Source organism: Zymomonas mobilis subsp. mobilis ATCC 10988, from assembly GCF_000175255.2.
GTDB lineage: Bacteria > Pseudomonadota > Alphaproteobacteria > Sphingomonadales > Sphingomonadaceae > Zymomonas > Zymomonas mobilis.
Map to the genome: position 1 here is coordinate 246576 of NC_017262.1, position 15807 is coordinate 262382.

The 15807-nt window shown below is 47.3% G+C and carries 8 protein-coding genes and 1 tRNA gene; all 9 read left to right on the forward strand.

Annotation, left to right across the window (positions count from 1 at the left end; all coding sequences use genetic code 11):
* The first annotated feature begins 158 nt into the window (after nucleotides 1-158).
* The 9 genes from ZMOB_RS01140 to rnr all read left to right on the forward strand — a co-directional run bounded on the left by ZMOB_RS01140 (nucleotide 159) and on the right by rnr (nucleotide 15735).
* On the forward strand, nucleotides 159-2423 hold the full coding sequence (locus ZMOB_RS01140; protein ID WP_014500388.1) for a sensor histidine kinase: 2265 nt from the start codon (nucleotides 159-161) through the stop codon (nucleotides 2421-2423).
* A 73-nt stretch (nucleotides 2424-2496) separates the two neighbouring features.
* Nucleotides 2497-2571: transfer RNA gene (locus tag ZMOB_RS01145), tRNA-Ile, on the forward strand.
* Between the two features lie 148 nt (nucleotides 2572-2719).
* A complete protein-coding gene (locus tag ZMOB_RS01150) occupies nucleotides 2720-5107 on the forward strand; it encodes a sensor histidine kinase (protein WP_014500389.1) in 2388 nt (795 codons plus the stop codon).
* Nucleotides 5091-5615, forward strand: a complete 525-nt coding sequence (gene tsaE / locus ZMOB_RS01155) for a tRNA (adenosine(37)-N6)-threonylcarbamoyltransferase complex ATPase subunit type 1 TsaE (protein ID WP_014500390.1) — start codon at nucleotides 5091-5093, stop codon at nucleotides 5613-5615. The genes ZMOB_RS01150 and tsaE overlap by 17 nt, the downstream gene beginning before the upstream one ends.
* Nucleotides 5616-5690: 75 nt before the next feature.
* The gene (locus ZMOB_RS01160; RefSeq protein WP_014500391.1) at nucleotides 5691-6452 is read left to right on the forward strand and encodes a nucleotidyltransferase family protein; all 762 of its coding nucleotides are present in this window, start codon (nucleotides 5691-5693) and stop codon (nucleotides 6450-6452) included.
* A gap of 8 nt (nucleotides 6453-6460) precedes the next feature.
* The gene (addB, locus tag ZMOB_RS01165) at nucleotides 6461-9442 is read left to right on the forward strand and encodes a double-strand break repair protein AddB (protein WP_014500392.1); all 2982 of its coding nucleotides are present in this window, start codon (nucleotides 6461-6463) and stop codon (nucleotides 9440-9442) included.
* Between the two features lie 9 nt (nucleotides 9443-9451).
* Nucleotides 9452-12940 carry a double-strand break repair helicase AddA gene (addA, locus tag ZMOB_RS01170; protein ID WP_014500393.1) on the forward strand — a complete coding sequence of 1163 codons (3489 nt, stop codon included), beginning with the start codon at nucleotides 9452-9454 and terminating at the stop codon, nucleotides 12938-12940.
* A gap of 84 nt (nucleotides 12941-13024) precedes the next feature.
* Nucleotides 13025-13345, forward strand: coding sequence for a thioredoxin (gene trxA, locus ZMOB_RS01175; protein ID WP_014500394.1), 321 nt, complete (start codon nucleotides 13025-13027; stop codon nucleotides 13343-13345).
* Nucleotides 13346-13446: 101 nt separating this feature from the next.
* Nucleotides 13447-15735 (forward strand): ribonuclease R, encoded by a 2289-nt coding sequence (rnr, locus tag ZMOB_RS01180; RefSeq protein ID WP_014500395.1) that lies wholly within the window; start codon nucleotides 13447-13449, stop codon nucleotides 15733-15735.
* Nucleotides 15736-15807 lie beyond the last annotated feature (72 nt).

Here is a 15807-nt window from a genome sequence, read left to right on the forward strand (position 1 = left end):
AACATCTCTCAGAAAAAAAAGAATAAATTACCCCATGTAAAAAATATTTTTTAATATCTTCCAGTTTTTCTCCCAAATATGGCAAATGTCAGCGATATGTTAACCACTTGCCTTTACCGATAATGCGTAAGGTATTCACTAAAAATCGGGAATCAGGCGTGCGTTTCGACGATATGCTCCAAACAATTATGGATCAGCCCCTTAACACAGAAGCGGAAAAGATCGCTGTCTGGCGGCAATTAGTAGATTGTATCGCCCAAGATAAGGGGCAACATGACCCTCATTTGTTAAAAAATGCCTATCAGCGTTTAATGGACTTAACGCGCGAAGTGCCTACCAATATTCGTCTCGATACTGCCGAAACCTTAGCTGGACGCCATATTCCGCCGTTACTGGTGCAATATTTTGCCTGTGATATTGCCCTGATCGCGATGCCTGTCATCAGCTCAGTTCGGCTGGATGTCGCTGAATGGATTGGTATTTTACCCGCTTTACGCCAACCCGTTAGAAATATTCTTCGCCAACGGAATGACCTTGATCCGTTAGTATTGCGCGCTTTGGATAGCCTTGGCGGCGATCGTCCTGTTTTGGATAATCCCAAGGAAGAGCCTGTTTCCGTTCAACCTAAACAAGAAAAAATAGAGGCTTCTCCTATTTCTCTTGAAAAGGCAGAACAGCCGTTACCTCCGCAAGAAGAGGCCACTAATTCAGCAGCAGAAGCGCCGATGGATTACCGGAAAAGCCTTTTCTCGAAAAAGCCTGACAGTATTTCACTCGCCAAAGAAACGGATGAAATTCAACATCATCCCGCCGAAGAAATCTTGGCAAACGAAAGCGCTCCAGAAAAAGAGATGTCTTTTTCTGACAGTATCCGTTCCGGTATTCTTCATCAGGCTTATCGCCAACCCACCTATTTTAAGCCTTTCACCACGTCGCTTGAATCTCTGACGACAGATGAAACGCCCGTTATTGCCGAAGCCTTAACAACGAATCCGCCTGTCAATGAACAGCATAAGGAAGAAAAGGCAGAGAAAACACAGGAAGAAACTGTCAAAGCTCCTAGATTTTCGCCATTTTCTGATCGCTGGCGGTCAGAGATTACGCCTGTAGAAGAAGGCCTTGAAGGTCATAATGACCAAGATGAGCCTATCTTTGAATTTGAAACAAAGCTGGATCAGAAACAGCCTTCTGAAGAAGATATCTCCGACAAAAATAAGGACTTTGCATGGTTTGCCATGGGTAAATCACGCAGTTCCAAAAAAATGGATGCAGGCGCATTACTACAGAAAAAGACATCAAAAAGCGGTAGCGAAGATACCCAGATACGCCATTTATTAGCCCGTATTGACGCCTTCCGGCGCAGTCTGGAAGCCCGTGCAGAACAATTCAATTTCGAGAGCGATAAAAACGGTGTTGTCATCCATGTGAAAGGGATCGCCTCCCATATTTTGGCAGGGATTTCGCTTGCAACGCCCGCTTTACAGAATGGTTATGGTGTCGATGGGCAAGCTGTTGGTGCTTTTACGCGACGCGCCCCTATCCGCCATGCCAGATTGACTATTCCGGGGAATGGGGCAGCGGCAGGGGAATGGCGCATTGCGGCTGATCCTTATTTCAGCCCTGAAACGGGTCATTTCTCTGGCTATCGTGGGATTGCACGTCGTCCCCGCATTGAAGAAACGGCGCAACCTTTTGTATCGGCGATGCCGCCGCAACCTAGCGTCCTTGAAATTGATCGCGATTCACTACGGCAATTGATGCATGAGCTACGAAATCCGTTGAATGCGATCGTCGGCTTTGCTGAAATGATCGAGCATCAGATGCTAGGGCCTGTCGGGAAAAGCTATCGCTATTATGCTGCCGATATTACCCGTCAAGGACAGCGCTTACTACAAGCCGTGGACGATCTTAATCTCGCAGCTGAAGAGAGTGAAACTGCCTCTGTTAGCCCCCAGAGTGAAGGGTCAACTCGCTTAACCCAGATCGTTTCGGCTTTGCATAGCCATTATCAAGATGCAGTTCATAAATATAATGGCGATATCTTGTTCAAAGTCGCAACCGGACTCCCTTTATTAAAAATAGATTCCAGAGCGATTGAACGGATCTTCTCGCGTTTACTAGCTACCGTGGTTGGTCTGATGGCTGCGCAAGAGCAAATAGAAGTTAATCTGGATCAAAAAGATCATTTCGTCCGCTTTATGGTCAAACGTCCGGCGGCATTGCAAGGCTATGATGAACAAGCGCTTCTTGATCCCGGTTTTAATCTACAGGGAGAATGGCCAAATAGTCCGGTTCTCGGGTTAGGCTTTACGCTGCGCTTAGTTAGAAATTTAGCTTCAGCTGTTAACGGTCAGCTTGAGATAAAAGACGATTCTTTTATCATTCTGCTGCCGATAGAAGAAAGCCAATCCCAAGCCTCCTAAAAAAATAAAAAAAATTACGGATATCTCTTGTCAGATGGGGGTCAGCTCGGCTATCGAGCAGCCTTAGAAGGTGGGGCCTGTAGCTCAACGGTAGAGCCGGCCGCTCATAACGGCTAGGTTGCGGGTTCGATTCCTGCCGGGCCCACCATTCATTTTCTTGGTCTTTATGCGACCCGCTATAAAATCCCATATCAACAGCCCCATTGCCTTTAGGCTGTCTGTTTTGCCTTATTTCCCGTGATAAAAGGGCTATAGTCTGCCTTTAGTGATTTTTGGGAATGGCAGAATAACGATCCATGGAAAACAGCCTGCATCTTTATGGAATATCAATCGCCTTAGGGGTGTCATTGCTGGCTGTCCTCTGGGGCATTGCCCTCTATTTTTTTCTGAATGCGCTCCATAAGATGAAAGAGGCGCAGGCGATTATCCGTCGCTTTCATCCACTTAAAAATATTTATGACACGGCACCCGTTCATGCCCTTGTCATCCATAATCAAAAAATATCCGCTCTTAATCCTAAAAGCTCGGCTTATCTCGGATTAGAAGACATACCGTCCTCACCGGATATCTTTTTTTATTCATGGCTTGATGACGATTCAGCCCAAATTCTTGCCCATCATCTCGATATCTTGGCGAAAACAGGGCGCGCTTTTCATTGTCATGTGCATCATAAAATGGACCAGCGTCTTTTCAAAATTGATGGTCAGATTTTACAACAATCTTCCCGCGATATCATTCTCTGGATAGGCGATATTACCCAAGAGGCTGACCGTCAAAAGGCCTTGGCCTTTCAGGCACAACAATCGGGACAGGCTTTACAGGCGTTATCGTCTCTTTTTGAGGTGATGCCTTTTCCAATATGGTATCGGAATGCCGCGTTACAGCTACAGATGGTCAACCAATCTTATGTAACAGCGGTCGAAAGTCCATCAGCCAGAGAGGTTATCACCCGCAATATCGAGCTAACAGAAGGCAAGGGGGCTAATAATCCGGTTTCTTTTGCGGAAAAGGCACTAGAGACAAAATCCATGCAAAGTCGCCTTTCGCCGGTGATCTTGTCGGGGACACGGCGAATGATGCGCTTAACGGATATTCCCTTACCAACGGGTGCCGTTGCGGGATATGCACTTGATGTCGAAGCCTTGGAAGAAGCCAAAGCTGAAATGGGACGTTTCTTACAAGCACAGCGCCATATCCTCGATCAGCTTTCCGCTGGTGTTGCCCAGTTCAATGCCGAACAAAATTTAGTCTTTGCGAATGAGCCTTTCCGGCATCTTTTTGCGCTGAAAGCCGAATGGCTTACCGACCATCCTGAATTTGACCGTGTGCTTGAAAGAATGCGGGAAGCTGGACGGCTGCCGGCGGCGCATGACTTTCCCGCATGGAAAGCAGAAAGACGGCAATGGTTTTTATCCCATAACAATGCTTTGGAAGAAAACTGGCTGTTGATGGATGGCTCCCATCTTCGGGTCATTACCCAACCTACACCGGACGGCGGATTATTACTGATTTTTGAAGATCGGACAGAACAGGTTCGTTTGACCTCGGCACATGATATTATGCTTCGCGTCCGAACTGCCAGTTTTGATAAACTCTTTGAAGCCATTGGCGTTTTTGCTTCTGATGGGCGATTAAATCTCTGGAATACCCGTTTCACCGATATTTGGCAGATTGATGAAAAATGGCTCTCGACACATCCACGGGTTGACGATTTAGCCCAGAAAACCCGCCTTCGTTTAGAAAATACCGAGCATAGCCACTATATCAGTGATGCCATTCGGATGACGATGATCGAGAGGCAACCCAAACATGGGCATATCGCCTTTATCGACCAACAGCATTTCAATTTTTCGACTATTCCCTTGCCAGACGGTAACATCCTTCTGACGATGTTGGATGTGACTGATAGCTGGCGAATGGAACGCGCTCTTCGTGACCGAAATGAAGCTTTGGAAGCCGCGGACAGGTTAAAAACCGATTTTGTCGCCAATATGAGCTACGAACTCAGAACGCCCTTGACCTCTATCAGTGGTTTTGCCGAAATGCTGGCGCAAGGCTATTGCGGCGATTTATCCCAAATGGCGAATGATTATGTCGCAGCCATTCTTGATGCCGTTGCACGATTAAGCACTCTTATTGACGATATTCTCGACTTAACTTTGCTTGAATCCGGTAATCTTGAGCTTGATCGACAGAATGTTGACATCAAACCCCTTCTTCAAGATATGGCAACCGCTCTCACCAAAAGAGCAGAAGAGCTAGGTATCCATTTTGAAATCAAACTGGATGACAATCTCGGGATGATCGAAAGTGATCCGCAGCGTCTCTCCCGTGCGATCAACCATATGTTACTGATTGCGCTTGCCCGCAATCCGCGCGGCGGCACAGTGCAGTTACAGGCTTCTGGGGCAGGTGACCATATCGCGATTGTCATCGTCGATGACGCTGATATTCTGTCTTCTTCTCGACAAGGGAGTGTGGAATCCTCTTTATCTGATCCGATCTTTGACCATTTTTCCGAATATGGCCAATCCGTTCGCGGCGGTAAGGGAAGCAGCAGTATCGCGATCCCGCTTATTCGCCGTTTTATTGCTTTGCATGGCGGATCAATTCATATTGATTCAAATCATAACCAGAAGACACATTTCATTATTACCTTGCCGCGCCATGTGCCTGCTTTGTAAGAAATATGTAGCCTTCCTAGACGATAGTAAAAAGATGACCATACAGGAAATAATTCTGGCAGATGCCGCCGCCACCGAAGAAGCGGGGCGTTATCTGGGACGATCTCTTCAAACCGGTGATATCATTACCCTTTCCGGTGATCTCGGTGCAGGTAAAACCAGTCTGGCGCGGGGTATTTTAAGCGAATTAGGCTTTCAGGAAGAAGTCCCTTCGCCCAGTTTCGCGCTGATGATTGATTATGAGCCCCCAGAAGTCAGTCTGCCTGTTGCCCATGTCGATTTATATCGCCTCGATAATCCCGAAGATATTCAGGAATTAGGTCTCGATGAATTCGCTTTTTACGGGGCTTTGCTCGTAGAATGGCCAGAAAGATTGGGACAGGTTATCGACCAAATATGGCCTGATCGGCTGGCTTTGCATCTGGATATTCTCGAAGATAACCGGCGGCGGCTGACATGGCAGCGTCCCAGCTATTGGGAAAATCGCTGGCCACCGCTCGAATATTGATAAATGATTTTAAGACGGCCGCGACTTTGCTAGAAGCCGCTCATCTTCATTTCAGGTAGGGGGCAGGAGAAAAGAATGAAAAGCTTGAGTAAGACGATAACGTTTAAAAACAAAAAGCCGCAAAGCCTTATCCGCACGGCGATGATTCTGGCTGCCGGTTTTGGTAAACGGATGCGCCCCCTAACGGCAACCCGTCCGAAACCCTTGGTTGAAGTCGGCGGCAAGCCTTTGATCGACCACGCCCTTGATCATCTCAAGGAAAGCGGCATCACTCGTGTTGTCGTCAACACCCATTATATGAGCGAACCTTTGGAAGCGCATCTGCGCCATACTGCCAAAGATTTCGATCTCCAGATTTCCCGTGAAGAAGACGCACTTCTAGAAACCGGCGGCGGCATCAAAAAGGCCTTGCCCCTTATTCAAGATGATCTCTTTCTGGTTATCAGCAGTGACAATTTCTGGCTTGATGGCACGGCCAATTCCATTGAACTTCTGACCCATCATTGGGATGATGAAAAGATGGATGCTTTGTTGTTACTGGTGCCGTTATCTCACGCTGATTGCTATAATGGGCAGGGTGATTTCCATATGAATGGTATGGGACAAATCCAGCCTAAAATTCCGGGTAAAGTCGCACCTTTTGTTTTCAGCGGCATCCAGATTATGTCCAAACGCTTTTTGGAAAATACGCCGGACGGTGCTTTCCGTAGCCAATATATCCGCGATCAGGCGATGAACAAAGGCCGCTTATATGGCTTGGTGCATGATGGTATCTGGTTTGATGTCAGCACGCCCAAAGCCGTCAAGGTAACCGACACCATTCTTAGACGCGGTTAATTTTGAATATGCTGGAAAAATCCCGTCTCTTTACGATACCTTTTCATCGTTCTTTTGCCGATGCCTTGGTCGAAGGCCTGATCAAGCGCTATGACGATCCAATGACATTGGCACAGGGATTGATCCTGCTACCCAATAACCGTTCCATTCGGGCTATAACAGAAGCCTTTGTGCGCCAGTCGTCTTCCGGCCTGTTATTACCCCGAATGGTGCCCGTCGGGGATCCTCTCTTGGATGATCGGCTGGGTGCTTTTCTTGATCCGGTCGATATGATCGATCCGTTACCACCGGCGATCCCGCCTTTGGAACGGCATTTCCGATTAACCCGTCTTGTTAAAAAGGTAATGCAAAAACAGGGGCGAACTATTGCCGTTCCTGAAGCTCATCGTCTGGCCGAAGAATTGGCACTGACCTTGGATCAGTTGATGGCGGCAGAGATTGACCCTGAACAACTGACCCAGTTAATCGACCCTATGGCCGAAGAAGAGCTTGCCCGCCATTGGCAGGCTTCTTTAAAATTGCTTGAATGTATTATTACCGAATGGCCGGAAGAGCTTAAAAAAACGGGACAGATTGAAAGTCAGGAACGCCGGAACCGACTACTGGATCGCCTCGCTGACAGATGGCAAACACAGCCACCCAGTGAAAAACCGATTATTGCCGCTGGTGCGATTACAGGATCACCGGTTTCTGCCCGTTTGTTGCGTGTTATCTCGGAAATGGAAGATGGGCTTGTTGTTCTCCCCGGCCTTGATAACAACATGTCAGACGAAGAGTGGCAGTTATTAGGCCCTCATGAACGCGATCCCGATACGGGCATTAAACAGCCTTCGCTCGAAAGCCATCCGCAATTCCAGTTAAAATTATTACTGGACAGGATGGGTGTTGACCGGAAGGAAGTGATAGAATGGGATCCGCCGAAAAATTATCATCCAGATAACCGTGAACAGGCCATTCGTCATGTTATGGCTCCGGCGCGCTATACTGATCGCTGGCGTAGTCTTCCTGAAAAAGAACGGGCTTTCCCCAATTTATCCGTTATTGAAACGGCGCATCCCGAAGAAGAAGCCCAAGTCATCGCTTTGGCGTTGAGGGAGGCCGTTGAAGAAAAAGGCCAGACGGCGGCCTTGGTAACGCCTGATCGGGCTTTGGCCATTAGGGTCTCTGCTCTATTAAAGCGCTTTGGCATTGATGCCGATGATAGTGCAGGGCGACCGTTATCGCTTACCCCTCCCGGATTATTACTGCTTGATCTGGTTTCGCTCGCTGCCGATCATTTTTCGGCCGTAAGTTTCCTCGCAATAGCCAAGCATCCTCTGGTCGCCTTTGGTGAAGATCGCGATTTATGGCGCGATCATATTCGCAGCCTTGATATGATTTTACGGGGGCCTCTTTTAAGAAATGGTCTGGCCGGAATTACGGCCAAAATTAAGGAAGCGGTCGATCATCAAACAGCCGATCCCGAATTACTGGAATGGTGGGAAAAGACTAAAATACCCTTTCAAGCGCTCGATCAGCAATTTCAGACGGTGTTGCCCCTTACTAAAATTGTTAAAATTTTGCGGGAAACGGCGAACCAAATTGCCGGTGAAAAAATATGGGCAGAGGCTGCGGGGCATTTGGCCGCCGATTTGATTGCCGAAATTGAATCTTTAGCGGCTGACCATAACGAAGATATGCGTTTTTCCGATTTTGCGCATGTACTGCGGCAATTAATGGATAAACAAGCGGTCAGACCGATGACCGGTGGCCATCCTCGTATTTTTATCTGGGGTTTGATAGAAGCCCGCTTGCAACATGCCGATTTAATGATCGCAGCCAGTCTGAATGAAACGGTTTGGCCACCGATCAAGGAAGCCGACCCGTGGCTTGCGCCCCGAATTCGTTCTGAACTCGGTTTACCGGGGCTAGAATTACGAATTGGTATTGCCGCCCATGATTTCTCTTCGGTTTTGGGGGCTAAAAAAATATTGCTAACCCGTGCCAGACGCGATGCCAGAGCGCCAACCATGCCATCGCGTTTTTGGTTGCGGTTGGAAGCCATGGCCTCCAACTTGCACCATGCCGATAATCTTCCTTATTGGGCGCGACAGCTCGATGAACCACAGGGTTTTAGACCTGTCACAAGGCCAGCCCCTAATCCCCCTGTTTTAGATCGCCCGAAACGTATCGCCGTTACGCGCTTCGACAGTCTGCAATCTGATCCTTATAGCTATTATGCCAGCAATATCTTGGGCTTAAGAAAACTTGATCCCGTTGATGCTGAACCCACGGCGGCGTGGCGTGGGAGCCTTATTCACAGTATTCTTGAAAATTGGGTTAAGGAAGATAACAGCCGCATCGGGAAATTAAAACCGCGAGCTTTGGCTTTCTTGGAATCCATTAACGCCCATATTATCCAGAAAACGCTTTGGTTACCGCGATTATTACAAGCGATAGACTGGATTGAGGGGGAGGTTCAGAAAAATGCTGCTGAAGGACGCACAATCCTTGATGTGGAAAGGGAAGGTCGCTCCCAGATAAACGGTATCGAATTATTTGGCTTTGTTGACCGTATCGATCGCATGGGAGACGGCTCTCTCGCCATTGTTGATTATAAAACAGGAACACCGCCATCGGCGGCCGCGGTCAAAAATGGCGATATGTTGCAGCTTGTTCTTTTGGGGCTTTTGATCGAACATAACGGCATAAAAGATATCAAAGGGCAGGTAAGCGCCTTTGAATATTGGTCAATGGCGCAGGATCTAAAAAAGAAAACGGCGGGCTATTCTCGCTCTGTATTGGGAAGCGGTAAGAATGCTCTGTTGCCAGAAGATTTTCTGAATATGGCCGAAGAACGCTTTATTCGCGTTACAAATGACTATCTTCATAACCAAACGCCTTTTACAGCACGCCCCCATCGCGGCAAAAAACTTTATGACGATTATGTCCAACTCATGCGTTTTGATGAATGGCGCAGTAATCCCCAATCCAAACCGGCGCAGAATTAAGGGAATTCTATGGCTCATCCACAGCGATTAATGCCTTTGGAGGCAGAACAGCTTCAGGCATCCGATCCTAAAGGGAATATATGGCTGTCGGCTTCTGCTGGGACGGGGAAAACGCATGTTCTGACCGCACGGGTTCTCCGGCTTCTTTTAAATCGTGCAGCACCAGAAAGCATCCTTTGCCTGACCTTCACTAAGGCAGGGGCTGCTGAAATGTCAGAGCGTATCAATCAACGACTGGCAAAATGGGTCATTCAGCTAAACGATGATGAGTTAAGAGAAGAATTACAGGCTTTGGGGGCGCGTTACGATCGGGATACGCTGGCTTTAGCGCGAACGCTGTTTGCGCGGGTGCTGGATGCGACGGGTGGCTTGCGGATACAAACGATACACAGCTTTTGCCAATCCTTGCTGACAGCTTTCCCAGTCGAGGCGGGGCTTATACCGGGATTCCAGCTAATCGAAGGGCGAGAAGAGGCGACAGAGGCCAAAAAGACACTGACCCGAATACTCGATCATCAAACACCACCTTATCATATCAAAGACGATGATATCGCTTTATTGGCTGAAAAACTCGGTGAACAGGGTGCCGAAGATTATATCTATCAATGCCGTTTCCATGCTTTCGCTTTCAATAATTTAGGGGTGGCGATTGAAAGTCGGGTAAAACGCGCGCTGGATTTGCCTTTTTCAGACATCAATCAGGCTTTGGAAGAAGCCTGCGATGACGATCATTTTGATTTTGCGCTTCTTCGACAGATCGCCGAAGCTAATGAAAAATGGGACACAGCGACTGCCCATAAAAATCTGGCCATTATTCAGGATTTTGTTGCGGCTTCTCCCGCTGACAGGCTGGCAAGCCTTGGTGATTTCCAAAGCTTGGTCTTAACGCAAAAAGGGGAATTGAAAAAAGCACCGACTGGTATCACGAAAAAAATCGCGCCTGAATATGAAGAATGGATGATCGCTCTTAGCAAGGCGATTCACCAGATTATCAGCCTAAAAAAACGCCATGAATTTTCGCAATTCGCGATAGCGGCACTTCGTACTGGACAAGCCTATAGTCAGGCATGGCAACAGACCAAGAAAGAATCAGGTCTGGTCGATTTCAACGACATGATTGAAACCAGTGTTGCCTTACTTCGGACGCCGGGTATTGGTGAATGGGTGCGCTATAAACTGGATCGGACAACCGATCATATTCTGGTTGATGAAGCGCAAGACACCAATATTTTTCAATGGGCTATTATCTCAGCTTTGGCCGAAGATTTCTTCTCGGGTGAAAGTGCAAAATCCGTTGAAGCCTCTCGCAGTATTTTTGCGGTTGGTGACTTTAAACAGGCCATTTATGGCTTCCAAGGCACTGATCCTCAGGCCTTTGTTGATGCTCGTGATTATTTTAATGACAAATCTCAGGGCAGTGGACGGGAAATTCTCGATCTGTCTTTAAACCGTTCTTTCCGGTCAACTCCGCCTATTCTGGCAATAGTCGATCAAATGCTGGCCGATATTGAAAGCAGTTGCGGCGGCATTGGTATTAGTCAGCAAGCCCTGCAACCCCATCAATCAGCAAGGTCTGATCTGGGCGGAAGCGTTGTCTTATGGCAACCAATCTCTGATTATCAGGAAGAAGGCGAAAATACTTCAGAAGAGACTGACGCAGATGATGAAGAACAACTTGAAAATGGCGAATTAGAACTGGCCATTCGCTTGGCACGCCAGATAGAAACTTGGCTTAATCCGAAAACGCCTCTTTATCTGCCTGCTTTAGGACGAAATGCAGCACCAAGGGATATCCTTATTCTGGTTCGTAATCGAGGACGGTTGGCCTCTTTGATTGTCGGTTGCCTCCATGCCCAAAAAATTCCAGTCGCGGGTCTCGACCGTTTGACATTAACCGCGCCCTTGGCTGTCTCTGATTTGTTATCGGCTATTCGCTTTGTGTTACAACCGGATGACGATTTAACCTTGGCCTGTCTGCTGGTTTCGCCATTGATCGGCTGGGATCAAGAACGCCTTTATAGGCTTGCCGCCAAAAGAGCGAAAAAAGAAAGTCTCTTTGACCGCCTTCGGAAAAGTGAAGCCGAAAAAGAAACATGGGATATTATTCGGGAATGGCTTTCCAAGGCCGATTTTATTACGCCCTATCGCTTTCTTGAAATGCTGTTGAGCGGGAAGGGTGAAGGCCGCCGAAAATTGTTGGAAAGGCTTGGCGAAGAGGCGCGCGACCCCATTAACGAATTGCTGAATGCCGCTTTGCTGTTGGAAAGCGAAACAACCCCGTCTTTTCAGCGTTTTCTCGACTGGTTCGACAGCGGAGATGTCGAAATCAAACGCGACCCATCGGTGCGACAAAATACCGTCCGCATCATGACTGTCCATGGTGCAAAAGGCCTACAAGCCCCTGTCGTTATCCTCGCTGATGCCACCCGCGATCCGCACCAATCAAACGGCTTCAGAAAAGAAATCATCACTTGGCCACTTGATGAGGCAAATGCGCCAATCCCGATGCCTAGTAATGACGATATCGCCTATCTCCCTTCTGATTTTGGGGACATCATCAACGAGAAGAAGGCCAAAGATTTACAAGAACATTGGCGGCTTCTCTATGTGGCGGCGACACGTGCCGAAGAATATCTGGTCATCACTGGCCATCTTGGCAGTCGCGCGAAAAACATTCCTCCAAAGGATAGCTGGTATGCCTGCGCGACTCGCGCTATCACGGCTATAGGTATTGCATGGCAAGAAGACGCTATGTGGCAACAGAAAGCGGTTTACCATTGGGAAGGCCGCAAAAAAGTTACCGATATACCGAAGAAGCAACCTATCTTTCCTAAAGAGGCTATGCCCTCATGGATCAACAATGAAATACCAGAAGAACCCAAACCCGCTTATCCATTAAGACCTTCCGATCTGGTAAAAGATAATACTTCTAACCCGCCTCCTGATGGCGGCTCTATCACGGCTGCAAAGCGAGGGACTCTATTACATGCTTTGTTTGAACGCCTTCCTATGCTTCCCGTTGAAGAACGGGAAAAGGCTGGACTTCGCTGGCTCGAGACTTCCGCTGGTGTCAAGGATGCCGCGTTACGGAATAGCCTAATAAAAGATGCCTGCGATGCGATGAGTAACCCTGTTTATCGCGATATCTTTTCCGAAAAAGCGTTGGCGGAAGCCCCAATTGCGGCCAAAGTCGGAGAACATGTTATTTCAGGAACGGTTGACCGTCTTTGGATAGATAGGAACAAGAAACGGGTTCATATCGTTGACTTCAAAACGGGCAGACGGGTACCTGCAACCAAAGAACAGGTTAGCGAAGCCTATCAAAGGCAGTTAGCCGCCTATGTCGTTGCTTTAGAAAAGATTTTCCCCGATTATGCTATCGAGGCTTCTTTGCTTTATACGACGGCTCCAAAGTTGGTCTCCTTCGAGCAACCCTTCTTGCATGATTATTTTTCCCAAATGGACAAAGACGATATTCAGTCAGAGAATCAGATATAGTGATCGGATTTTCGTCATTGCATGAAATGGTATTTCTATTAGATCATACTATATAAATTCATATCCCCGTCAGGAGCGATTATAATGAGCGTTATCAACGTTACCGATGCCAGTTTTGAAGCCGATGTTTTAAAATCACCGGTGCCTGTTGTTGTTGATTTCTGGGCAGAATGGTGCGGGCCTTGCCGTCAGATTGCACCTGCTTTGGGTGAAATCGCCAGCGAGCTTGAAGGTAAAATGACTTTGGCTAAAGTTGAAGTCGATAACAATATCGAAACCGCTAGCCGTTTTGGCATTCGCAATATCCCGACCCTGCTGCTTTTCAAAAATGGCGAAATCGTGGCTACCCGCACTGGTGGCGCGCCAAAAAGCCAGCTGAAATCATGGATTGAAAGTTCACTTTAAACGTCTTTATCATAAGGGGGATGATGTCTTATAGACATTCTATCCCGAGAAGATGTCTGAAGTCGGAAATTCTCTTTTAAAAAGGACTGATCGTCCCCCTTATGACCCGTTCATCGAAGCAAAAAAACAATAGTGATCTGCCCACATCCAAGCAGATCCTCGAATTTATTTCATCATCTTCTCAACCCGTTGGCAAACGGGAAGTCGCGCGCCATTTCGGTCTGAAAGGGCAAAGTAAAATTGCCTTGAAGGCTTTGCTGAAAGATATGGCGGATGAAGGTCTTATCGATTCTTCACCAGGGCGCGCTTTCCATCTGATGGGTGGATTACCCAAGGTAACTATTCTAAAAGTCATTGATAGCGATGGTGCAGGTTCCGTTCTTGCACAGCCCGAAAAATGGCAGGCCGACCATTTATCTATCCCCAAAGTCAAAATCATTGAAAAGAAAAAGAAAGCTGGCTTGTCCGAAGGGGACAGGGTTCTAGTTAAAACCGAGCAGGTTGATGGTGAATGGCATGCTTTTGTTTTAAGAAAACTCATTCCTGCAGAAAGTGGCGTTCTTGGAATCTTATGCCTTGAAGGCGACAAACTCTGGCTGAAACCCGTTGATAAGAAAGTCAAAAAATCATGGCCGGTTTCTGATGCCGGTAATGCAGAATTGGGTGAATTAGTTCTGGATGAAAAGGCAGGGCGACCACCTCGGGTCACCGCAAGAATTACTCAAAGGTTAGGCGATCCTTTCCAGCCTAAAAGTTTTAGCCTGATTGCCATTCACAAATATAATATTCCTGATCATTTCTCTCATGAAGTTTTAGAAGAAGCTGAAACAGTTGCCGATCTTGATCTTGGTAACCGTGAAGATTTAACTCATTTGCCGATTATTGCGATTGATCCTGCCGATGCCAGAGATCATGATGACGCGGTTTGGGCAGCTCCCGATGACAATCCTGATAATAAAGGCGGATATCAAGCTGTAGTAGCTATTGCCGATGTTTCTTTTTATGTTAGACCGGGAACAGCTCTTGATCGTGAAGCGCGTAAAAGAGGGAATAGTGTTTATTTCCCTGATCAGGTTATTCCTATGTTGCCGGAAAAATTGTCTGGCGATGTCTGTTCGTTAAAGGAAAATGTCGATCGGGCAGCACTTGCTTGCCATCTGACGATAGGCGCTGATGGTAAATTGAAATCATGGCGGTTTACGCGCGCAAAAGTGCGGCTGGCTGCGAATATTGCCTATGAAGATGCTCAAGACGCTATTGATGGAAAACTAAAAAGCCCGTTAACCGAAACTGTTTTAAAGCCTTTATGGGCGTGCTGGGAAGTCTTGAATCATGCTCGTAAAAATAGGCAACCTTTAGGGTTGGATTTACCCGAAAGACGGGTGGTTCTAGGCGAAAAAGGCGAAATTCTGTCAGTCGCAACACGCGAAAGGCTGGATGCCCATCAGCTAATCGAAGATTTCATGATTGCGGCCAATATTGCGGCTGCTAAGGCTTTGGAAGCGAAAAAAGCGCCTGTAATGTATCGGGTTCATGAACCTCCCAGCCGTGAAAAACTGGTCGCATTAAGAGATTATCTTAAGACTTTCTCTATCGCTTTTGCCTTGGGGCAGGTGATTAAACCCCAAATTTTCAATCATCTGATTGAACGCTTGGAAGTTGATGAGGAATCCCGCGCCCGTATCATGGAGCAGATTTTACGGAGCCAGACGCAAGCCTATTATTCACCGGCGAATATGGGACATTTCGGACTTGCCTTGGGTAGTTATGCTCATTTTACTAGTCCCATCAGGCGTTATGCCGATTTGCTGGTGCATCGCTCTTTAGTGGGTGCCTATCATCTGGAAAGCGGTAAGCCCAAACTCAAATCATCTCACAATAATCACACTATTCCCGCGACAACTTCTTTACCGCCACAGGATGCGGAAAACATGTCAGTCATTGGCGAAAAGATTAGCCACGCCGAAAGACGGGCAATGGAAGCTGAACGAGAAACAATTGATCGTTATATTGCGGCGTATTTTTCACAATATATCGGTGAAATTATGCCCACCAGAATTACAGGCGTGCGGGAATTCGGCTTTTTTGCCACTGTTCCTGAATTAGGTGGGGATGGCTTGGTTCCGGTCTCAACTTTAGGGCATGAATATTTCCGTTATGATGAAGCCACTCAAAGCCTTGAAGGGCAGGATAGCGGTACCCGATATGAGATTGGTCAAAAAATAAATTTACGTCTGATGGAGGCGGATCCAATAGGCGGTTCCTTGCGCTTTGAATTGCCCGATGCGGAACCTGCGGTTAAAATGTCGCGCCGTGGGCGAGGGCGCAGCGGTATCGATCCCCGCTTGATAAAAAGGCGAGGGCGGCCAGCCAATATCCGTCACCGCTAGGCAATAATGTGAAGGAAATAGCATCCATATATAAAATAATATGGGTGCTATTTTTATAAGAAATTATTTATT